Source organism: Novosphingobium sp., from assembly GCF_036803765.1.
Classification (GTDB): domain Bacteria; phylum Pseudomonadota; class Alphaproteobacteria; order Sphingomonadales; family Sphingomonadaceae; genus Novosphingobium.
Genome location: NZ_DAIRTS010000002.1, coordinates 81,060 through 101,302 on the forward strand (window position 1 = coordinate 81,060; position 20,243 = coordinate 101,302).

Genomic DNA, 20,243 nt, shown 5'->3' on the forward strand with positions numbered 1-20,243 from the left:
CAAACGGATCAGGCTGCGCGGGTCGCGCAGCCTTTGAGGAACAGCGCCAGCGCGACGAAGCCGATCGCCGCGGCGACCAGCAGGGGCATGGCCGGCAGGTCGATCAGCGCGCCTGGGCCGCTGAAGCGTGCCAGCGACTGGGCGTAGAGCGGCGGGCCGATGATCTGGGCGATCGAGCCGATCGACTGGACTGCGCCCTGCAACTCGCCTTGGCTGCGCGCGTCGACGGCGCGGCTGTTCATCGCCGAGATCGAGGGCTGCACAGAGCCCTGGAACGCGCCGATCGCGATGGCGAGATAGACCTGCCAGGTCTGCACCGCGATGGCATAGCCTACCGCCGAGATCGCCAGCGCGACGACGCCCATGACGACCGCGCGCCGCTCGCCCAGCAGAGGCAGCAGGAAGCGCATGCCGAAACCCTGGAACAGGGCGGCCGAGAGCCCGACGACGGCAAGTGCGATGCCCACCGCCTTGGTCGAGAAGCCATAGGCGGCGATCGCGAAATAGGTCCAGATCGCGGGATAGACGACATTGGCGAGTTGCCAGGCCCCCAGCGCGGCGACGAACCACAGCACTTGCGCGCTTTGGCCCTTCAAGGCCTGCAGGCTGGCAAAGGCGTTGGCGCGGCGCCAGTCAAAGGGCCGGCGGTGCTCCGCATCGAGCGATTCGCGCAAGGTCAGGAAGCCGAAGGCGAAGTTGGCGAGCGATAGCCCGGCGGCCGCGAAGAACGGCACGCGGGGGCCGAGCGTGCCGAGCAGCCCGCCCAGCGCCGGACCTGCGACGAAGCCGATCCCGAAGGCCATGCCCATCAGGCCGAAGCTGGCCGCGCGCTTTTCCGGCGGGGTGACGTCGGCGATATAGGCGTAGGCGGCAGAGAAACTGGCGCCGGTGATGCCGGCGATGATCCGCCCGGCGATCAACCAGCTCATCGCCGGGGCGAACGCCTGAAGCAGATAGTCGAGACCGAGCGCCAGAACCGCCGCAAGCAGCACCGGCCGCCGTCCGTACCGGTCCGACAGGTTCCCGATCACCGGCGCGAACACGAACTGCATGACCGCATAGCCCGCACCGAGCCAGCCGGCGTATTCGGCCGCCACGGTGATGGGCACGCGCGCCAGCGTCATGATCAGGTTCGGGAACACCGGGATGACGATGCCGAAGCCCAGCATGTCGATCAGCACGATGCCGAAGACGAAACCCAGCGATGCCTTATGCGTCATGCCCTGAGCCATGCCTTGCGTCGTGCCCCCGTTTCCCCCGCTTCATTGCGCGGGGGTGTTCGCCGGCCGGTCAGCGCTGGCCGAGGGCCGCTTCGCTTTCCGCCAGCAATTGCGCGATGATATCGGCCACGGGCTCCTCGCGCGTGACCATGCCCACCGATTGCCCCGCCATCACCGAGCCGCGCTCGATATCCCCGTCGACCACCGCGCGGCGCAGCGCGCCGGCCCAGAAGTGCTCGATCTCGAGCTGGGCCGCCGCCATGTCCACCGTACCGGCATCGAGAAGTTGGGCAACCTCGATCTGCTTGGCGGTGAAGGCTTCGGTGCCCTTGTTGCGCAGCGCGCGCACGGGAATGACCGGCAGGCGCGGGTCGACCTGCACCGAGGCGATCGCATCGCGCGCGTTGGCGCGGAAGAAGGCCTGCTTGAATGCGAGGTGCGCGATGGATTCGCTGGCGCAGGCAAAGCGCGTGCCGAGCTGGACGCCGGCCGCGCCCATCTCGAGATAGGCGGCCATCGCCTCGCCGCGGCCGATGCCACCGGCAACGAACACGAGATGCTCTTCGGCGAGCACGGGCAAAAATTCCTGCGCGAGCACCGAGGTCGAGACCGGGCCGATGTGGCCACCCGCTTCGCTGCCTTCGATCACCAGCGCATCGGCGCCGCTGCGGAACAGCTTCTTGGCCAGCGCGATCGTCGGGGCGAAGACGATGACCTTGGCGTCGAACGCCTTGATCGCCTCGACGCTGCCCTTGGGCGGGATGCCGCCCGCCAGCACGACATGGCCGACGCGGTGTTTTTCGCAGACCGCGATCAGCTCGAACAGCTGCGGGTGCATGGTGATGAGGTTGACGCCGAAGGGCTTGGCGGTCAGCGCCTTGGTGCCGGCGATCTCGGCATCGAGCAGCGCCGGGGTCATCGCCCCGCAGGCGATCACGCCAAAGCCGCCGGCATTGCTGATCGCCGCGACGAGGTTGCGCTCCGAAACCCAGCTCATCGCCCCGCACAGGATGGCATGCTCGGTCCCGAGGAAAGCCGCGCCGCGTGCCATCAACGCGGAAGTCTTGGGCGCGGAAATCGTGGGAGTGTCGGTCATTGCGGGAGCAGCCCCTGAAAAAGCAGTGAAGGATCTCGATCGGCGCGGGCTCCGGTCCAGGTGAAGAACACGGGGCCATCGCACGCGAAAACGCGCCGCGCTTTAGGCGGACTGCGCCTTTCGGGCAAGGCTAAGCGCGAAACCACCCACGACGAGCCTCATAGCAGACTCCTCGGTCATCTACGTGCTCGATAACTTTATCCATGTTAATGCACTTAGGCGATCAACGGCGGGGCGGTAGAACCGGGCATCGGTTCACGACAATCCACGGAGAGTACGCCATGTCTGATGTCGCCAAGTGCCCCGTCCATCACGGCGCCAGCAGTGCCGCGATCGCCACCGCCCAGGCGGGTGCGGTGCAAACCAACCAGACCTGGTGGCCCAACCGGCTCGACCTGCAGGTGCTGCGCCAGCATTCGACCCGCAGCGACCCGATGCCGCACGGGCACGACTATCGCGCGCTCTTCGCCAAGCTCGACCTCGATGCGGTCAAGGCCGACATCAACGCGCTGATGACCACGTCGCAGGACTGGTGGCCGGCGGACTATGGCCATTACGGCCCGCTGTTCATCCGCATGGCCTGGCACTCGGCCGGCACCTATCGCACGTATGACGGCCGCGGCGGTGCGGCGACCGGCACGCAGCGCTTCGCCCCGCTCAATTCCTGGCCGGACAACGTCAACCTCGACAAGGCGCGCCTGCTGCTGTGGCCGATCAAGCAGAAGTACGGCGCCAGCCTGAGCTGGGCCGACCTCATGGTGCTGGCCGGCAATTGCGCGCTCGAATCCATGGGCCTGCCCACCGTCGGCTTCGGCGGCGGCCGCGAGGACGTGTGGGAGAGCGAGGCCGACGTTTTCTGGGGTCCCGAAGCCGAATGGCTGGGCGACCAGCGCTACACCGGCGATCGCGAACTCGATGAATCGCTGGCGGCGGTCCAGATGGGCCTGATCTACGTCAACCCCGAAGGCCCCAACGGCAAGCCCGACCCGCTCGGCTCGGCGCGCGACATCCGCGACACCTTCGCCCGCATGGCGATGAACGACGAGGAAACCGTCGCGCTGATCGCGGGCGGCCACACCTTCGGCAAGGCGCATGGCGCCGGCGACCCGACGCAAGTGGGTGCAGCGCCGGAGGGTGCCGACATCCTGGCGCAAGGCCAGGGCTGGGCCAGCACGCACGGCACCGGGCGCGGCGTCGATGCGATCACCAGCGGGCTCGAAGGCGCGTGGACGCCCAACCCGATTGCATGGGACAACGGCTATTTCGAGACCCTGCTCGGCTACGAGTGGGAGCTGACCACCAGCCCCGGCGGCGCACACCAGTGGAAGCCCAAGGGCGACGCGGGCGCCGGCACCGTGCCCGACGCGCACGATCCGTCGCGCCGTCACCAGCCGATGATGTTCACCAGCGACATCGCGCTGATCGCCGACCCCGCGTATGCCGCGATCAGCCGCGACTTCCACGCCAACCCCGACAAGCTGGCGCGCGTCTTCGCCGAAGCCTGGTTCAAGCTGACGCATCGCGACATGGGGCCGCAGGTCCGCTACCTCGGCAAGGAGGTTCCTGCCGAGCCGCGGATCTGGATGGACCCGGTGCCGCCGGTCGACCACCCGCTGGTCACCGAGACCGACATTGCCGCGCTCAAGGGCCAGATCGCCGAAAGCGCGCTGTCGGTGGCGGACATGGTGCGCACGGCCTGGGCCTCGGCCTCGACCTATCGCCAGTCGGACAAGCGTGGCGGTGCCAACGGCGCGCGCATCCGTCTTGCCCCGCAGAAGGACTGGGCGGCGAACGAGCCGGCCGAACTGGCCCGCGTGCTGGGCGTGCTCGAAGGCATCCAGGCCGGCTTCAACGCCGCTGCACCGGGCGGGCGCCGGGTGAGCATGGCCGACCTGATCGTGCTGGCCGGCAATGTCGGGATCGAGATCGCGGGCCGCGCCGCCGGCCATGACGTGACCGTGCCGTTCACGCCGGGCCGGACCGACGCCACCGACGCGGACACCGATGCCGAGAGCTTCGCCGTGCTCGAGCCGCGCACCGATGGCTTCCGCAACTACGCCGGCCCCAAGTCGCGGCGCTCGCCCGAGGAGCTGCTGGTCGATCGCACCCAGTTGCTGGGCCTGACCGCGCCCGAGATGACCGTGCTGGTTGGCGGCCTGCGGGTCATCGGCGCCAACCATGGCGGCAGCGACCTCGGCGTATTCACCGACCGCGTCGGCGCGCTGAGCAACGACTTCTTCCGCAACCTCTTGGCGGCAACGACAGCGCTGCGCTGGGAAGAAGCCGAAGACGGCACCTTTGCCGCGTTCGACCGCAAGAGCGGGGAGCGCAAGTATCGCGCCAGCCGCGTCGACCTCATCTTCGGCGCCAATTCGGAACTGCGGGCACTGGCCGAGGCCTATGCGACCGACGATGCCGAGCGGACCTTCGTCGACGCCTTCGTCGCAGCCTGGGCCAAGGTGATGGATGCCGATCGCTTCGACGTGAAGCGCTGAACCGGGAGCAAAACGGCGCCGATTGATCCCCCCGGCGCCGATAGAGCTTCCCACCCCGCCTTTTTCCGGTATCCCCTGGGACCCGGAAGAAGGCGGGGTTTTCGTTTTCACGATCAGGGGCATGGACAGAACCGGCGATGATGAAGGCCACGCTGGAGATCGTGCTGTTCCTGCTTTCGGGCCTGGCGCTGGCCGTGGGCAAGGTCGCCGCGATCGTCGCGCTGGGGCTCGCCGTCCCGGTCGCGGGCTTCCTGCTGGCCCGCCGCCTCTGGCGTCGCTGAGCAGCCGATTTCCTGCGCCAGGGAAACATGATAGCGCGGGCGCCATGACCGCGCAGATCGAACCGTTCCACGCCATCGCCATTTCCACGCTCGCGCACCGCATCACCGCGGAAGGCCTGCATCCCGGCCGCCCGGTGATCCATATGGAATTCGGCCAGCCCTCCACCGGTGCGCCCGCCGCGGCCATCGCCAAGGCGCAGGATGTGCTGGCGACCGACCCGATGGGATATTGGGAGAGCCAGCCGCTCAAGGCGCGGATCGCGCAGAGCTATGCCCAAAGCTGCGGCGTGACCGTCGATGCCGGCCAGGTCGTGCTGACTTGCGGTGCCTCGCCCGCGCTGGTCATGGCGCTAAGCTTGCGCTTTGCGCCCGGTGCACGCGTGGCGCTCGCCCGGCCGGGCTACGTCGCCTATCGCAATACCCTGCGCGCGCTGCACATGGAACCGGTGGAGATAGAGTGCGGCGCGGCCGAGCGCTACAACGTGACCGCTGCCGCGCTCGCCGCGATGGAGCCCGCGCCCGATGGCCTGATCCTTGCCAGCCCGGCCAATCCCACCGGCACGGTCATCACGCCCGACGAACTTGCCGCGATCGCGGCGGTCTGCCGCGCGCGCGGCATCCACATCATCAGCGACGAGATCTACCACGGGCTGACGTATGACGGCGCCGAAGCGCGCTCGATCCTCGCGTTCGATCCAGATGCGGTCGTGGTCAACAGCTTCTCCAAGTACTTCTCGATGGCCGGCTGGCGGCTTGGCTGGCTGGTGGTGCCCGCCGACCAGGTCGCGCAGGCGCGGGCGCGCATGGGCAACCTGTTCCTGACCCCGCCGGTGCTGAGCCAGCACGCCGGCCTTGCCGCGTTCGACTGCACCGACGAGTTGGAAGGCCATGTCGCGACGTATGCCCGCAACCGCGCGATCCTGCTCGATGCGCTGCCGTTGCTGGGCCTGGCGCGCATCGCCCCGCCCGACGGTGCGTTCTACATCTGGGCCGACATCGGCCACCTGACGCAGGATTCGATGGCGTTCTGCCTGCGCCTTCTCGAGGACACCGGCGTCGCCACCGCACCGGGGATCGACTTCGACCCAGTCGAGGGACACCGCTTCATGCGCATCAGCTTCGCGGTCTCGACGCCGCGGGTGGAGGAGGCGATCGCGCGAATGAAGCCCTGGTTCGCCGCGCGCGCGGCGGAGGTCGCCGAGGTGGTTTGAGGGGCTGCCCCTTTCCACTGCCTCCGTCGCTGGGGCGTTACGCCTCTGCGACACCCAACTTGCGTCGTGCGCGGCGCAAGCTGGTCCACGTCAGCACGATGACCAGCGGGGTCAGCAGGCCCACCACCAGCCGCGCGTCGAAATGGGCCACGCTTTCCGCACCTTCGAGCATGTGGCCGACCAGAGCCACCGCGTAATAGCTGATGCCGACCACCGACAGCCCCTCGACGAGGTGCTGGAGGCGCAACTGGTGCTGGGCGCTGCGGTCGAGCGAGGCCAATAGCGCGCCGTTCTGATTCTCGATCCGCGTCTCGATCCGCGCCCGCAGCAGCGCGGTGAACTGGCCGGCTCGGCTGGCCACCTGGCGCTCGCGTCGCGAAAAGGCAGCGCAAGTGCGCACCGCCGGGAGGAAGCGGCGCTGGGTGAACTCCGCGAGCGAGAGGAAGCCGGGAATGGCGCGCGGGGCCAGATCCTCGAGCCGTTCCTCGACCAGCAGGGCATAGGCCGCCGTCGCGCTCATGCGATAGTCGGTGGCGCTTGCGACTGCGGCAATGGCCAGCGACAGGGCCGACAGCTCGGCCATGAGGTCGTCGTCGCGTATGTCGCTGCGGGTGAGGTTCTCCCCGAGGCGGCGCAGGTCCTCTTCGGCCCGGTCGAGCCGCGGCCAGGCGGCGCGGGCCACCGGCAGGCCGAGCAGCGCGAGATTGCGGTAGGTGCCCAGTTCCTGCAGGCGCTGCACCGCGCGGGTCAGGTCACCGCCGTCCAGGCCATTGGCGGCGATCAGCATCCGGCCATAGCCCCGGGCATAGCCATCGTCCGCAATGCGAAAGTCCGACCAGATGCGCATCGGCCCCGCGACATGGCACGAGACGATTTCCTCGCCTTCCAGCCGCATTCCGGGCAGCACTGCTTGCGCCGCGGCATCGTCGGGAACCAGCGTGATGCGCGTCGCGCGCACGGTGCGGCCGGGCAGGCTTTCCATCCAGCGGATCGCGTCTTCCAGCGCGGCTTCACTGCCCGGCGGGACGAACAGCGTCTGCGTGCTTGCCTCGCTGTGCCGCTCCCAGGTGAAGGCGATGCCGCCGGCCAGCGTTCCCGAGACGTGGCGGCGATAGGCATGGCGCACATCGCCGCCCGGCGGCATCGCGCGCCAGGCGTCCCATTCGGCATCGCGATCGGCATCGTCGACCAGGCGAACCTGCTGGACCACCTGCATCGGGGCGTGCAGCCGGGGCCAGCGACGCAAGTGCATCTCGCTGACGATCAGGCGGCGCCATTCGTGTTCGTGCATGGTGAACTCCCCTGCCGCGACGATGCGACACCATCACGGCAGGGGCAATGAGACTTCTGCCCGAGCGACCGGGCACCCGCTGAGGGGCCCCTTCGCGCAGGGCAAGGCCTCAGGGCTGGTAGCGGCGCTCGGTCGAGGCCGGATGCTTCGCCTGCACCGCCTTGCTGCGGGTCGGGCGGTCCATCAGTTCGCCGCCGCAGCCGGGGCAGCGGTCGTCGAGGTCTTCGGCGCACTCGGCGCAATAGGTGCATTCGAGCGAGCAGATGAAGGCCCCCGGCGCCTCGGCCGGGAGTTCGGTGCCGCATTGCTGGCAGTCTGGGCGCATTTCGAGCATGGCAGTTCCTTTCAGGCCGCAGCCTTGCGCACGGCATCGCAGATCGTGTCGACCACGTCGGCGACTTCGTCGGCGTCGTCGCCCTCGGCCATGACGCGGATCACCGGTTCGGTTCCCGAGGGGCGGATCACCAACCGGCCGCGCCCGGCCAAGCGCGCCTCGGCCTCGGCGATCACCGCCTTGACGCTTTCGGCCTCGAGCGGCTTGCCGCCGGCGAAGCGCACGTTCTTGAGCAGTTGCGGGACCGGGTCGAACAGGTGCAGCGTCTGGCTGGCGGGCTTGCCGCTCGAGACCAGCGCGGCCAGTACCTGCAGCGCGGCGATCGTGCCATCACCGGTGGTGGCGTGATCGGTCAGGATCATGTGGCCCGACTGCTCGCCGCCGACGTTGTAGCCGCCGCTGCGCATCCGCTCGAGCACGTGGCGGTCGCCAACGGCGGTGCGCACCAGCTCGAGGCCCCTGCCCTGCAGGAACCGCTCGAGGCCAAGGTTCGACATGACCGTGGCGACCACGCCGCCGCCGGTCAGCTCGCCCCGCGCGGCCAGCTGGCTGCCGATCAGCGCCATGATCTGGTCGCCATCGACGGTCTGGCCCTTCTCGTCGACCACGATCAGCCGGTCGGCATCGCCATCCAGCGCAATGCCGATGTCGGCGCGCACTTCGCGCACCTTGGCCTTGATCGCGTCGAGGTGCGTCGAGCCGACGTTGAGGTTGATGTTCTTGCCGTTGGGCTCGACGCCGATGGCGATGACTTCGGCGCCCAGTTCCCACAGCGCCGAGGGTGCGACGGTATAGGCCGCCCCATTGGCGCAATCGACCACGATGCGCAGGCCGTCGAGGCGCAGGTTGTGCGGCAGCGAGGCCTTGACCGCGTGGATGTAGCGGCCGCGCGCATCCTCGATGCGGCGGGCCCGGCCGACGTCGGTAGCCGGGGCGAGCGCGAGGTCGTCCTCGAGCATGGCCTCGATCGCCAGCTCGTCCTCGTCCGACAGTTTGAAGCCGTCGGGTCCGAACAGCTTGATGCCGTTGTCTTCATAGGGGTTATGGCTGGCCGAGATCATCACGCCAACGTCGGCGCGCATCTCGCGCGTGAGCATGGCGACGGCTGGCGTGGGCAGCGGCCCCAACAGCACGACATCCATGCCGACGCTGGTAAAGCCTGCGGTCATCGCGTTTTCGAGCATATAGCCAGACAGGCGCGTGTCCTTGCCGATCACCACGCGGTGGCGGTGATCGCCGCGCTGGAAATAGGTGCCGGCGGCCTGGCCCACCTTCATCGCGGTGGCCGCGGTCATCACACCGGCGTTGGTGCGGCCGCGAATCCCGTCGGTCCCGAAGAATTTCCGTCCCATTGCGAAGTTCTTGTCCCTTGGCTGGCACGCCTCGCGCGTGCAACATGGCGGCCTCCTACACCAATATCGTCACCGTGGCATGAACCAAGCGATTACCGAACCGTCATCTCCGCTTCCCCCGATCACCCGCGTTCCTGCCGCCTGGATCTTCGCCGGCCTCGTCGGCGGGCTGGCGCTGGGCCTGCTGCTTGCGCTGCGCCTGCCGCAGAGCCTGCCCGACGTTCTTGCCGTGGCCGGCCCGGTCGGCGACCTGTGGCTGCGCGCGCTGCGCGCGACGATCCTGCCGCTGGTGGTGGCCCTGCTGTTCACCGGCGTCGCGCAGACCGTCGCGGCGGCGAGCGCGGGCGCGCTGGCGCGGCGGGCGCTGCTGTGGTTCATGATCGTGCTGGTCGGCGGCTCGGCCATGGCCGGCCTGCTGACGCCGCTGCTGCTCTCGGTCCTGCCCATCCCGCAGGGCGCGGCGGAAGCGTTGCGCACCGCGGTCGCCACCACGCCGGCCAAGGCCGCGACGATGCCGGGGCTTGCGGACTTCATCACCTCGATGGTGCCGAGCAACGTCGTCACCTCGGCTGCCGAGGACGCGGTCCTGCCGGTGATCCTGTTCACCGCCGCCTTCGCCGCTGCGGCGACGCGGCTGGGCACTGCGCACCGCCAGTCGCTCACCACCTTCTTCGAGGCGGTCGCCGGGGCAATGCTGGTGGTCATCGGCTGGGTGCTGTGGTGCGCGCCGCTCGGCGTCTTCGCACTCAGCCTGACGGTCGCGGCCAAGAGCGGCACCGCCGCGATCGGCGCGCTGGCGCATTACGTTATGATCGTTGCGCTGGTCGGCACGGTCGTGTTCCTCGCCGCCTATCCCATCGCGATCTTCGCCGGCCGGCAGAAGCCGGGCGAATTCGCCCGCGCGGTGATGCCGGCCCAGGCGCTGGCACTGTCCACCCAGTCCTCGCTCGCCACCCTGCCCGCAATGCTGGCGGCCTGCCGCCGCCTTGGCCTGGGCGACGCGCGCAGCGAATTCGTCCTGCCGCTGGCGGTGGCGCTGTTCCGCGGCACCGGCCCGGCGATGAACTTCGCCGTCGCGATCTACGTGGCGCACTGGTTCAACGTGCCGGTCGACAGCTTCCACATGCTGGCCGGCTTCGCCGTCGCCTCGGTGATGAGCTTCGGCGCGGTCAGCCTGCCCGGTTCGATCAGCTTCGTCACCTCGATCGGCCCCATCGCGATGAGCATGGGCGTGCCGGTCGAGCCGCTCGCGCTGCTGGTCGCGGTGGAGATGCTGCCTGACCTCATGCGCACACTGGGCAACGTGACGATGGACGTGGCGGTCACCGCCGCAGTCGCCGCGCGCGAGGATTGACCCGGCGGCTGCACCACTTGGCCGTACGGGGACCACGCGTGAGTATGGCTTTGCGGGCGATTGGAAAAAATCACTGGAAATCGCCGGCACATGCCATAAGCCGCGAAGGCACCGACGCGGCCACAGGCCGCAGGGGCACCGACGCCACCCTGAGGCGTTGGTCGGCACTTCCAGTTTCTTTATTGCCCAATTTCCTTACCGAAACGGAGCGACCATGGCGATTTCCCTTCTTCCGCTGCCCTACGCCGATAGCGCGCTGGACCCCACGATTTCGGCCACCACCCTGCAGACCCACCACGGCAAGCATCACAAGGCCTATGTCGACAAGACCAACGCCGCCATCGACGGCAGCGACCTGGCCGACAAGAGCCTCGAAGAGATCGTCGCCGCGGCCGAAGCCAAGGGTGACAAGGGCCTGTTCAACAACTCGGCGCAGGTGTGGAACCACGGCTTCTACTGGCACAGTCTTGCCCCCGAGACCTCGGCCCCGGCCGGCGAACTCGCCGCCGCGATCGACGCCTCGTTCGGCTCGCTCGACGCGCTGAAGCAGGAACTGGCGACCCAGGGCGCCGCGCACTTCGCCTCGGGCTGGGTGTGGCTGGTGGCCAAGGACGGCAAGCTGTCAGTCGAGCAGACTCACGACGCCGCCACGTTCTCGTCGGTCAGCGGCAACCCGCTGCTCGTCATCGACCTGTGGGAACACGCCTACTACGTCGACTACAAGAACCTGCGCCCTGACTACCTCAAGGGCGTGATCGAAAAGCACCTGAACTGGGACTTCGCCGCCGAGAACCTCGGCCGCGGCACGGTCTGGGCCTACCCGGCCTGATCGATCCCACCAGGATTGACGATCAAGACACAGGCGGCCCCAAAAGGGTCGCCTGTTTTTTGTGTGGGTGCCGGGATGTGGTTTCGCTGTGGCTTATGTTGGGACAAAACCGTCATTCCCGTACGGCCGGTCCAATGGCAGGTCCGTCGCTAAAACCTGACACTCGCCGAACGGTTCACTGGACAAGAACTGCGGCGGCAACTGGGCAGTCTGCGGACTCGCAGCTGTCAGGTTATCAAGTGAAGAAAGCAGACATCATGCAGCGAAAGTCTGCTGGACTTGCCTTACGCTGTGGAAAGGCGGGTAACGGGACGTCAACCGCACACATCGCTTTCGCAATAGGGCGGCGGCTCCCACCTAGCAGTTTGCGTAAGCCGGCGATGGGACCGCCGATCAATTCGTTGCTTTCTTCCTCATCGAAGGGATACTTCCGCACTCAAGGGATATTCCGTGCTGGCGATGCAGAAATGAACGATTTCCACAATCTCTCCCCTCTCGACTTCGAGGAACTCGTCCGAGACCTGCTCCAGGCCCACTGGTCGCGTAGACTGGAGAGCTTCGGACCCGGAAAAGACCAGGGGGTGGATGTCCGGTATCTGGCGGGCCCCGAACGGATCGTCGTGCAGGCGAAGCACTTCGCCCGCAGTGGACCGACCGCGCTGGTGCGGGCGATGGGTCGCGAGTGCGCGAAGGCTGTCGCGCTTCAACCGAGCCGCTATCTCCTAGCGACGTCTGTCTCTATGACGCCACTGTTGAAGGCGCAGATTGCCGCTGCGATGCCGGGTGTGCCACTCGCCGAGAACGACATTCTCGGGCGGGAGGATCTCAACAACCTGCTCGGCCTGCATCCCGAAGTGGAGCAGCGCCACTTCAAGCTGTGGCTCGCAAGTTCGGCTGTTCTCGAGCGCATCGTTAGGAGCGGCGTCTACAACAGGACGGCGGTCGAACTCGACACCATACGGGAAATGATACCGCGCTTCGTCCAGAACCGGAGCGTGGCCGACGCCGAGGCGCTACTCGCGGAGACGGGTGCACTGTTCATCGCTGGCGCGCCGGGGGTGGGCAAGACGACGCTCGCCCAGATCCTGCTGTGGCGACATGCCGAGCAGGGTTGGCGGATCTTCGTGGTGGACGACGTCGAGGAGGCAATGGCGGTCGCCAGCGAGGGCGAGCGGCGCCTCATCCTGTTCGACGACTTCCTCGGGCAGGTCCGGCTGTCGTCGGATCACGTCCGCGGGCTAGATGCCAGAATGCCGCCGCTTTTGGATAGGGTGGCAGGGCAGAAAGACCTGCGCTTCATCCTGACCACGCGCGACTACATCTTGGCGCAGGCGAAGATCCTGTCCGCCCGCTTGGACTCCGCAAAAGGCGTCCGGAGCTATGTTCTTAACGTCGGCACTTACACGCGGGAGGTGAAGGCGAGGATTCTCTACAACCACATCCACTTCTCGACTCTCACCGAGGAGCAGCGCGAGGCGATCCTGGAAGACGACTTCTATCTGACGATAATTGACCACAAAAACTTTAATCCGCGCCTTATCGAAATGCTGACGCGGTCGGACTATCTCGCACTAGACAAGAGACCGACGCGCGAGCTGATCAAGCACGTACTCGCCAATCCACAGCTGCTATGGGAGCGTCCCTTCCGCCAGCACATGACCGGCGACGCGCGGACACTGCTCCTCGCAATGGCGGTCAACGGCAGGTTTGTCGGGATGGCGCCTCTAAAATCGAGCTTCGTGCGCGTCTCCCGTGCGCTGGGCTCTCCGGTTCTCCCTTCGGAGATCGAGCACCGGTTCCGATCGGCCTACCGGGAGATCGAGGGTTCCGCGCTAGGCCTCATCAATGGTCTCGTCCATTTCACTAATCCGGGGCTCCGAGACTATCTTCAGGGGGTTGTCCTGGCTGACCGCCTGCTTCCTCTAATAATCCCGTGTATCGAGACCCCGAAGGAACTCGCCGAATGCATCGCGATCTTCCGGACGCAGCGCAGCCAACCGAGTGGGTGGAACGGCCCGGTGGAGCCGTGGATCGCCGCGCTGGACAGAGTCCGTGATAGCGGACTCGCTGAGCGCTTCGACTACCTCGAGCTCGCTCTCGATCTGTGCGACGAGTTTTGCGACGACGGTCTCATTGAGATGATGCTCGCCGCCCTCGCCAAGATCGAGGAGGCCGACGTCGATCAGGATGAAGTCCGGGAGATCTGCTCGCTGCTAGAGCGGTCGGCCCTGACGATGCTGCCAACGGAAATAGAGGCCCGCGTTCGGTCCGTAGCGACAGAGGCTGCGGCGGTGCTGCTGGAGAGGGGCGCCGCGTGCCTAGCGCTTGAGGACATCGAGAGTTTGGACGAGGCCCTCTTCTCCTACGGCAATGACGAGAACAGAGCTGTAGCCGCGGTGCATTCGGCCATGTCGACGATCGCCTGCGGCATAGACGGCGACCTCGACGCGATAAAGACGCTCGATGCGCTCGACGAATTCGAGAAGAGTCTGCTGACGTTGATGGAGAAGCGAGACTACCAGAGCGAAAGAATTCGACGTGACATCCGATGGCGGCGGGAGGCGCTGGAGGAGTACGAGCCGCGAGATGATCCCGGCGAGGGCTATTACGGTTCCCGCATCACCCCGGAACGTATTATGAGCGACGGAGACATCCGATCAATGTTTGGCGGCCTGCGGAGCTGAACGTCACAATTCACTTGACGTCGCGGATATAGCTGCGCTGCATTTCGTGCCCGAACCGCCGCATCTTCATTTGGTCGATGAGTCGCTGGTGCAGCAGGCTTTTGACGGCAACTAGACAAGGGTGTTCATGGCAGGGCTCCTTTCGTGGCTTCGCGCCAAGCGAACGGCAGGTTCTGGTGGGCACTGACTTTCACAGTCCGACCGCGAACGGCCTATGCTGGTCGCATTCCGCCCCACCCCTCACTCATAAACACACCGATCATACTGCCCCCGCACCACCGCCGAACGCGCGGCGATGGCGTTCCCGTGGCGGCGCTGGCGGCCGCTGACCGCGACCACTTCGCGGACCTTGGGCTGGGGAAAGGCGGCGGCGATGCGGGCGGCTTCGAGGCGCGAGAGGTGGAGGGCGCTCTTGTTGTAGTAGCGCTGCGCCCCGGCTTCGGCGCCATACGTGCCGATGCCGGTCTCGGCGACATTGAGATAGACTTCCATGATCCGCCGCTTTCCCCAGATCTGCTCGATCAGCACAGTGAACCAGGCCTCCAGGCCCTTGCGGAAATAGCCGCCGCCCTGCCACAGGAACACGTTCTTGGCGGTCTGCTGGCTGATGGTGGACCCGCCGCGGATGCGCCCGCCCTGCTGGTTGCGCTCGAACGCCTGCATCATCGCCTGCCGATCGAAGCCGTTGTGGCTGCAAAAGCGCGAGTCCTCGCCGGCGATCGCGGCGTCGACCATGGTGCGGTCGATCCGGTCGAGCGGGGTCCAGTCCTTGGTGATCCCGTTGCCGTCGAGCACCATCGTCGCGGTGATCGGCACCGGCAGCCACTTGTAGGCCAGGACCCACAGCACGCTGCCCGCCAGGAAGATCACGATCGCCCGGCCGATCCACCAGCCGATCCGCCAGGACACCGGCTGGCTGCGCGAAGGGCGGGAGGGCATCAGGTGCTTGAACATGCCGGCGGTTATGCCGTGCCGGCAGGGCCCGATCAATCCATGCGGCGGTGACCCTCGGCGCAAAGTCGCTGCAAAACTGTTCATCAAAACTGTCCGGGCGGCCATTGCACCGCGCGGGTGCGCTGCCCACCTTGGCGCCGAACCAGGAAGGATCATCCCCCATGAAGACCAGCGGCAACACCATCCTCGTCACCGGCGGCGGCACGGGCATCGGGCGTGCGCTTGCGCAGGCGTGGCACGCGGCGGGCAACGTCGTGATCGTCACCGGCCGCACACGCGAAAACCTCGAGGAGACCGTTGCCGGGCGTGAGGGGCTGCACGCCATGCCGCTCGACGTCACCGACCCGGCCGCGATCGCCACCTTTGCCAAGGACGTTATCGCCCGCTTCCCCGCGCTCAACGTGCTGGTCAATAACGCCGGGATCATGCGTTACGAGACGTTGGGCGCCGGGCGCGACCTCGGCGATGCCGAGGCGACGATCGTGACCAACCTGCTCGGTCCGATCCGCATGACCGACGCGCTGGTCGATCATCTTGCCGCACAGGCAGATGCCGCGATCATCAACGTCACCTCGGGCCTCGCCTTCGTGCCGCTCGTCGCCACGCCGACCTACAATGCCACCAAGGCGGCGATGCATTCCTACACCCAGTCGCTGCGCGCGCAGCTGGCCGGCCGGGTCGAAGTGATCGAGCTGGCGCCGCCCGCGGTGCAGACCGACCTCACGCCCGGCCAGTCGACGCGCGAGGGCTACCTGCCGCTCGCGACTTATACCGCGCAGGTCATGGCGCTGTTCGGCCAGGTGCCGACCCCTGCCGAGGTCTGCGTGCCCAACACCCTGTTCCTGCGCAATGCCGAGCGCGAAGGCCGCTACGACGACGTCTTCGCCATGATCAACCAGCACTGAACCGCTGCATCCTTCCGATACGGAGACCACGACCGTGACAGAATTCCTGCACACCATGATCCGCGTGACCGACCCCGATGCGACGATCGCCTTCTTCAAGCTCCTCGGCGTCGAGGAGACGCGCCGCTTTTCGAGCGAACAGGGTCGCTTCACGCTGATCTACCTCGCCGCGCCGGGGCAGGACTATGAAGTGGAACTGACCTACAACTGGCCCGCCGAGGACGGCAGCTTCGAGCGCTACGAGGGTGGGCGCAACTTTGGCCACCTCGCGTTCCGGGTCGAGGACATCTACGCCACGTGCCAGACGCTGATGGATGCCGGCGTCACTGTGAACCGCCCCCCGCGCGACGGGCACATGGCCTTCGTCAAGACGCCCGATGGCATCTCGATCGAACTGCTGCAGAAGGGCGACCGCCTCGCCCCCGCCGAGCCCTGGGCGAGCATGGCCAACACCGGCAGTTGGTAAGCCACGGGCGGGCGCTCCAGTGCGAGCGCCCGCCTGTACCGCCGCACGCAACGATCACCGCACGACGACGGCGACGCTGTCGGGCACAAGATCGGCCAGCCGCACCAGGCTGCGGTTGTGCCGCAGCGTGCGGCGCTGTTCCTCGACGATCGGCCACAGCACCGTGGCCAGCGCGGCGGCAAGCGTGGCCGTATCGTTGGCCAGCCAGTGCCGCCCGACCGCGAAACCGACGAGCGGCGGGATCAGTTGCCGCAGCGCGGTCCACAACTGATCGGCCAAGGCCGACGCCGGAACGAGGATCGGGGCAGGTTCGGGCAAGCTGTTCGGGGTCATTGCGTCATCCTTCGGGGTTGAGGCTGCGATCAGCGCGCAAAGGTCGCGGCGAGCCAGGCGATCAGGCCCGACAGCACGCTGCCCAGCGCCACCAGCACCACCCAGGCCCCGCGCCGCTCGTTCTCGCGCGCTTCGATCTTGGCGAGGCGCGCATCGATCCGGTCGAGCGTCGCGGCCATCTGGGCAAGGCGGTCTTCCACGGCGTCGAGGCGTCCTTCCATGCGACCGAGGTCGCGGTGAATGTCGGTCGGTGCAGCTGCGCTCACTGCCCCGCCCCACAGACCCGGCAAGCGATGGCGCTGGCGGGATCATCGCGATCGAGCGGCCCCCAGCTATGCGGCTCAACCAGGGGCCAGGGCTCGTGCCGGCGCAGCGTCGTGCCACAGGCGGCACATCCGGTGCAGGGTTCGACGGCATCATCGACGGCATTGGTTACGGCGCCACAGCGGCAGGTCAGAACGGTCATGGCGATTACCCCCAGATCCAGGCGTTGAGCGATTTGGAAAAGCGCACCTGCACGGTCTGGCCCGCAGCCAGGGTGGTCGGTGCCGTGCCGATCACCGTCGGGCTGCCGGTGCTGGCATTGGTCACGGTCAGGGCGGTCACCGCCGAGCGGCTGGTGATGCGGTACGTCGCCTCGTCCGCCGGGTCGACCGGCAGGACGATCGTGAGCGCAGCCAGCAAGGCACCGTTGGTCAGCACCACGCTGCGGGCGTTTCCGGTCATCGCCACCGTACTCCCCGAGGCCGGCGCGACCTGCAACTTGTCGAGCGGCAGCCCCTGCGGGTTGAAATTGTCGCGGAACACGGTGGCGCATTTGCCCGCTGCGGTCCCCTCGGTGATCGCGGGCAGCATGTTGCCCGCGACCGACGCGGCCGTCTGGTTCGAGGGATGCGTATTCTCGGTGGCGTGGTAGAGCCCGCCCGCGATCGTCGCGCCATTGGCGATGGTCATGCGGTTCTGCTCGATCGTCGCCGTGACCGGCGAGGACATGAAGGCGCTGCACACGACATTGATCGCGTAGGCGCCCGCAGGAATCCACGCCAGCGGCGAGACGACGACGATCTGGTTGCCGCAGACGCTGGCGCCTTTGCGATACCCCTGCACGTCGATGAACGCCATGTTCACGCGCTGCGGCACGCTGGCATAGGTGAACAGCAGGCGGTTGTTCTCGACCACCTTGGTCATGCCCATGCCCGAGGTGAGCTGAATCGCGCAATTGGTCAGCATGTTGTTGGACACGACCACCATGTCTGCGGGCCCGTCGTTGCTGCGGCCCACCAACCCATCGCGTGCGATCACCGAGTTGCCCGAGAAATCGACCACCTCCTGCGCCGCAGTGCTGGAACCAGACGAGCTGCCCGCGATCACCTGGAAGAAGGTCCGCCCCTGCTGGTAGCGGAGGTAGCCGGCGGTGAAGCTGGCGCTATAAGCGATCCCCACGGTGAATTCGGTCGCCGAAAGCCGCGTCAGCGCCAGCGGCGTGGACGCAATCTCGGAGATCAGCACGAGTTGCCCGCTCTGGAGATCGAGCGCACTGCCGACGGTGACCTTGGTGGTGCCGTCGCCGTTGTCGGCAAAGGCGGTGATCGCGGCACTCTGCATATAGGTAGTTGCCGCTACGCTCGCGCCGGTGTTCGCGCCGGCCAAGGTGCATTCGATCGTGTTACCGCGGAATGCAACGTTGATTGCGGCGTAGAATGTGGAGCACGCGAAGTTGCCAAAGTGACGAATGGTGTTGCCCGTCGCCAGGCAATTGCTGCAGCCTTCGAAATCGAGCGCGGTGTCGGTCGAATACTCCAGTGTGTTTCCACTTACGATCACACTCTCGCCGCAATTGCCGTAGATACCGCCGTTGTTCCACGAGCAGTAATTGCCGAAGATGCGAAAGTGGGCGAAGCGCCGCAGGAACTGTACGCTGCCGCCCTTGGCGAAGTCGGCGCCCCCGCCCCACCACGAGATATTGCCGTAAGCCAGCGTGTTGCCGCTGATCTCGCCGTGGCGGGCGAAGTTGATGCGTATGCCGGGGATGCCGTAGCTGGTGTTCCAGCTGCGGTTGCGGCGCACGTAGATGTGCTCGTTGAGGTCATTGATGTCGTTGGGATTGAAGCCCGCGAGAACCGCCGGATCGACCGAGACCGAACCGCTCGCGGAATTGTAGGTGCCGTTCTCGTTGGCCTCGGCGGTCACGTAGAGCAGCGCGCAGGCGGCATATTCGCAATCCTCGACGTGCAGGCCGCGCACGTTGATGGCGCGGATCGCATAGGCGGTGCCACCGGTGACGGTACGCTGAAAGTAAAGCCGCTGGATGCGCAGGTTCGTCGCAAAGGTCGTGAACATGGCTGCGCCCGTCAGCCCCTGTGCCGGACGTATCGAGATCGCGCTGCTGCCGCTGAACACGATTCGGGCACCCGGCGCGCCGCCGGCGAGCGTCTGGTCGGCGTTGGCCGGCTTGATGCTGCCCGACCCGATCAGGAACGAGCCCGCCCCGAACAGGACGTGATAGCCGGTATTCACCGCCTTCTGGATCTGCGCCAGACAATTGGTCACGCCATCGCCCACCGCGCCGAACTGCTCGGCCCAGACCGTCTGCCCCTGCGGCGTGGCGTAGAGCTTCACCCCGGCGGCGGTGGTGAGATGCTGGTCGGTCGCGCTGACGGCGGCCTCGACATAGGCAAAGGGACCGGCGCGCCACACCGTGCCGGCCCCGCGCGCGGGCACCGTGCTGGTCAACAGTGCGGCGACGGTCGGAAGGGTCGTCCGGTCGATCTGGTTCTGCAGCGTGCCCCCGCCACTGGTGCCGATCAGCGTCGCGCCCTTGTTCGCGTCGGTGGAGGCAACGTCGGCGCGCAGCAACGCATCGGTCACGACCGCGTCGGCGATCACTGCCGTGCCGTCGATCGGCGAGAACGCCAGGAACTTGCCCTTGCGTTTCGTCGCCGAAGGCAGCGTGCCGGCGTTCTCGCCCAGCGGCAGGCGCATGCAGCGCTTGAGATCGCGCGACAGCGCCTGGTCGCGCAAGGCTGCGCGGTCATTGGCGAGGTTCACTGGCGCAGCCAGCCAGGCCGATCCGTTCTCGAACGCGGTCGTCTGCGTGAAGTCGGGATCGAGCCAGACCACCAGGTGCCCCGGCCCCGGCGCTTCACCGAACGTCACAGTGCCGCCGCCGCCCTCGTAGAGCTCGACGGTGTAGCCCTCGACCAGCGGCTGGTCGTCGAGCAGCACGGCCACGTCGCGCACGGACTGGGCGGTGAAGGTGAACGGGAAGGACGTGGTGACGCCATTGGCGCTGAACGGCCCATCGTAGGCATTGGTGGTGCTGACAGCCATCGGGTCGGAGTTCCTTGCGGGGCACGTGTCTGCTGCCGCCGCTCGAACAAGCGGCGCCAGGACAGCGAAGCCGGATGATGAAAAAGGAGGGGGCGACGCTCGCCCGGC

The 20,243-nt window shown here is 67.1% G+C and carries 18 protein-coding genes; 8 read left to right on the forward strand and 10 right to left on the reverse strand.

The features are described from left to right. Positions 1-8: 8 nt before the first annotated feature. Positions 9-1,220, reverse strand: coding sequence for an MFS transporter (locus V7Q48_RS01520; protein ID WP_333835832.1), 1,212 nt, complete (start codon positions 1,218-1,220; stop codon positions 9-11). A gap of 70 nt (positions 1,221-1,290) precedes the next feature. Continuing rightward, positions 1,291-2,316, reverse strand: a complete 1,026-nt coding sequence (locus tag V7Q48_RS01525) for an NAD(P)H-dependent flavin oxidoreductase (protein WP_333835834.1) — start codon at positions 2,314-2,316, stop codon at positions 1,291-1,293. 281 nt (positions 2,317-2,597) lie between these two features. On the opposite strand from V7Q48_RS01525, the gene katG reads away from it, so the two are divergent. From katG to V7Q48_RS01540, 3 genes are all read left to right on the forward strand, one after another. After that, positions 2,598-4,811 (forward strand): catalase/peroxidase HPI, encoded by a 2,214-nt coding sequence (gene katG, locus V7Q48_RS01530; RefSeq protein ID WP_333835835.1) that lies wholly within the window; start codon positions 2,598-2,600, stop codon positions 4,809-4,811. Between the two features lie 140 nt (positions 4,812-4,951). After that, positions 4,952-5,092 (forward strand): hypothetical protein, encoded by a 141-nt coding sequence (locus tag V7Q48_RS01535; protein WP_333835836.1) that lies wholly within the window; start codon positions 4,952-4,954, stop codon positions 5,090-5,092. Between the two features lie 44 nt (positions 5,093-5,136). Continuing rightward, positions 5,137-6,303 carry an aminotransferase class I/II-fold pyridoxal phosphate-dependent enzyme gene (locus V7Q48_RS01540; RefSeq protein WP_333835837.1) on the forward strand — a complete coding sequence of 389 codons (1,167 nt, stop codon included), beginning with the start codon at positions 5,137-5,139 and terminating at the stop codon, positions 6,301-6,303. Between the two features lie 37 nt (positions 6,304-6,340). Here V7Q48_RS01540 and V7Q48_RS01545 read toward each other — a convergent pair whose 3' ends face one another. The 3 genes from V7Q48_RS01545 to glmM all read right to left on the reverse strand — a co-directional run bounded on the left by V7Q48_RS01545 (position 6,341) and on the right by glmM (position 9,280). Continuing rightward, positions 6,341-7,594, reverse strand: a complete 1,254-nt coding sequence (locus tag V7Q48_RS01545) for a DUF3422 domain-containing protein (protein WP_333835839.1) — start codon at positions 7,592-7,594, stop codon at positions 6,341-6,343. Positions 7,595-7,703: 109 nt separating this feature from the next. Next, complete coding sequence (locus tag V7Q48_RS01550) at positions 7,704-7,928, reverse strand: DUF1272 domain-containing protein (RefSeq protein WP_333835840.1); 225 nt, start codon at positions 7,926-7,928, stop codon at positions 7,704-7,706. Positions 7,929-7,939: 11 nt separating this feature from the next. Then, entirely contained in the window at positions 7,940-9,280 is a 1,341-nt protein-coding gene (gene glmM / locus V7Q48_RS01555) for a phosphoglucosamine mutase (protein WP_333835841.1), read from the reverse strand. Between the two features lie 79 nt (positions 9,281-9,359). Here glmM and V7Q48_RS01560 point away from each other — a divergent pair, with 79 nt between their 5' ends. From V7Q48_RS01560 to V7Q48_RS01570, 3 genes are all read left to right on the forward strand, one after another. Further along, positions 9,360-10,634 (forward strand): dicarboxylate/amino acid:cation symporter, encoded by a 1,275-nt coding sequence (locus tag V7Q48_RS01560; RefSeq protein ID WP_333835843.1) that lies wholly within the window; start codon positions 9,360-9,362, stop codon positions 10,632-10,634. A 214-nt stretch (positions 10,635-10,848) separates the two neighbouring features. Continuing rightward, on the forward strand, positions 10,849-11,463 hold the full coding sequence (locus tag V7Q48_RS01565) for a superoxide dismutase (RefSeq protein ID WP_333835844.1): 615 nt from the start codon (positions 10,849-10,851) through the stop codon (positions 11,461-11,463). A 467-nt stretch (positions 11,464-11,930) separates the two neighbouring features. After that, complete coding sequence (locus V7Q48_RS01570; protein ID WP_333835845.1) at positions 11,931-14,147, forward strand: restriction endonuclease; 2,217 nt, start codon at positions 11,931-11,933, stop codon at positions 14,145-14,147. 240 nt (positions 14,148-14,387) lie between these two features. Here V7Q48_RS01570 and mtgA read toward each other — a convergent pair whose 3' ends face one another. Further along, positions 14,388-15,086 (reverse strand): monofunctional biosynthetic peptidoglycan transglycosylase, encoded by a 699-nt coding sequence (gene mtgA / locus V7Q48_RS01575; RefSeq protein WP_333836006.1) that lies wholly within the window; start codon positions 15,084-15,086, stop codon positions 14,388-14,390. A 176-nt stretch (positions 15,087-15,262) separates the two neighbouring features. On the opposite strand from mtgA, the gene V7Q48_RS01580 reads away from it, so the two are divergent. Both V7Q48_RS01580 and V7Q48_RS01585 read left to right on the forward strand, forming a co-directional pair. Then, complete coding sequence (locus V7Q48_RS01580; RefSeq protein WP_333835846.1) at positions 15,263-16,006, forward strand: SDR family oxidoreductase; 744 nt, start codon at positions 15,263-15,265, stop codon at positions 16,004-16,006. Between the two features lie 34 nt (positions 16,007-16,040). Beyond that, positions 16,041-16,472, forward strand: a complete 432-nt coding sequence (locus tag V7Q48_RS01585; RefSeq protein ID WP_333835847.1) for a VOC family protein — start codon at positions 16,041-16,043, stop codon at positions 16,470-16,472. A 54-nt stretch (positions 16,473-16,526) separates the two neighbouring features. On the opposite strand, the gene V7Q48_RS01590 is transcribed toward V7Q48_RS01585, so the two are convergent. The 4 genes from V7Q48_RS01590 to V7Q48_RS01605 are packed head-to-tail and all read right to left on the reverse strand — an operon-like array spanning position 16,527 to position 20,135. After that, positions 16,527-16,805 carry a Pam3-gp28 family putative phage holin gene (locus tag V7Q48_RS01590; protein ID WP_333835849.1) on the reverse strand — a complete coding sequence of 93 codons (279 nt, stop codon included), beginning with the start codon at positions 16,803-16,805 and terminating at the stop codon, positions 16,527-16,529. 29 nt (positions 16,806-16,834) lie between these two features. Further along, positions 16,835-17,071, reverse strand: a complete 237-nt coding sequence (locus tag V7Q48_RS01595) for a hypothetical protein (protein WP_333835850.1) — start codon at positions 17,069-17,071, stop codon at positions 16,835-16,837. Beyond that, positions 17,068-17,271 (reverse strand): hypothetical protein, encoded by a 204-nt coding sequence (locus V7Q48_RS01600; protein ID WP_333835852.1) that lies wholly within the window; start codon positions 17,269-17,271, stop codon positions 17,068-17,070. Before V7Q48_RS01600 ends, V7Q48_RS01595 begins: the two co-directional genes overlap by 4 nt. A gap of 5 nt (positions 17,272-17,276) precedes the next feature. Beyond that, positions 17,277-20,135, reverse strand: a complete 2,859-nt coding sequence (locus V7Q48_RS01605; RefSeq protein WP_333835853.1) for a hypothetical protein — start codon at positions 20,133-20,135, stop codon at positions 17,277-17,279. Positions 20,136-20,243 lie beyond the last annotated feature (108 nt).

Excerpts from the sequence above, each read along its gene's own strand:
- V7Q48_RS01520 (WP_333835832.1), bottom strand. The coding sequence starts at position 1,220 with ATGACGCATAAGGCATCGCTGGGTTTCGTCTTCGGCATCGTGCTGATC.
- V7Q48_RS01525 (WP_333835834.1), bottom strand. The coding sequence starts at position 2,316 with ATGACCGACACTCCCACGATTTCCGCGCCCAAGACTTCCGCGTTGATG.
- katG (WP_333835835.1), top strand. The coding sequence starts at position 2,598 with ATGTCTGATGTCGCCAAGTGCCCCGTCCATCACGGCGCCAGCAGTGCC.
- V7Q48_RS01535 (WP_333835836.1), top strand. The coding sequence starts at position 4,952 with ATGAAGGCCACGCTGGAGATCGTGCTGTTCCTGCTTTCGGGCCTGGCG.
- V7Q48_RS01540 (WP_333835837.1), top strand. The coding sequence starts at position 5,137 with ATGACCGCGCAGATCGAACCGTTCCACGCCATCGCCATTTCCACGCTC.
- V7Q48_RS01545 (WP_333835839.1), bottom strand. The coding sequence starts at position 7,594 with ATGCACGAACACGAATGGCGCCGCCTGATCGTCAGCGAGATGCACTTG.
- V7Q48_RS01550 (WP_333835840.1), bottom strand. The coding sequence starts at position 7,928 with ATGCTCGAAATGCGCCCAGACTGCCAGCAATGCGGCACCGAACTCCCG.
- glmM (WP_333835841.1), bottom strand. The coding sequence starts at position 9,280 with ATGGGACGGAAATTCTTCGGGACCGACGGGATTCGCGGCCGCACCAAC.
- V7Q48_RS01560 (WP_333835843.1), top strand. The coding sequence starts at position 9,360 with ATGAACCAAGCGATTACCGAACCGTCATCTCCGCTTCCCCCGATCACC.
- V7Q48_RS01565 (WP_333835844.1), top strand. The coding sequence starts at position 10,849 with ATGGCGATTTCCCTTCTTCCGCTGCCCTACGCCGATAGCGCGCTGGAC.
- V7Q48_RS01570 (WP_333835845.1), top strand. The coding sequence starts at position 11,931 with ATGAACGATTTCCACAATCTCTCCCCTCTCGACTTCGAGGAACTCGTC.
- mtgA (WP_333836006.1), bottom strand. The coding sequence starts at position 15,086 with ATGCCCTCCCGCCCTTCGCGCAGCCAGCCGGTGTCCTGGCGGATCGGC.
- V7Q48_RS01580 (WP_333835846.1), top strand. The coding sequence starts at position 15,263 with ATGAAGACCAGCGGCAACACCATCCTCGTCACCGGCGGCGGCACGGGC.
- V7Q48_RS01590 (WP_333835849.1), bottom strand. The coding sequence starts at position 16,805 with ATGACCCCGAACAGCTTGCCCGAACCTGCCCCGATCCTCGTTCCGGCG.
- V7Q48_RS01600 (WP_333835852.1), bottom strand. The coding sequence starts at position 17,271 with ATGACCGTTCTGACCTGCCGCTGTGGCGCCGTAACCAATGCCGTCGAT.
- V7Q48_RS01605 (WP_333835853.1), bottom strand. The coding sequence starts at position 20,135 with ATGGCTGTCAGCACCACCAATGCCTACGATGGGCCGTTCAGCGCCAAT.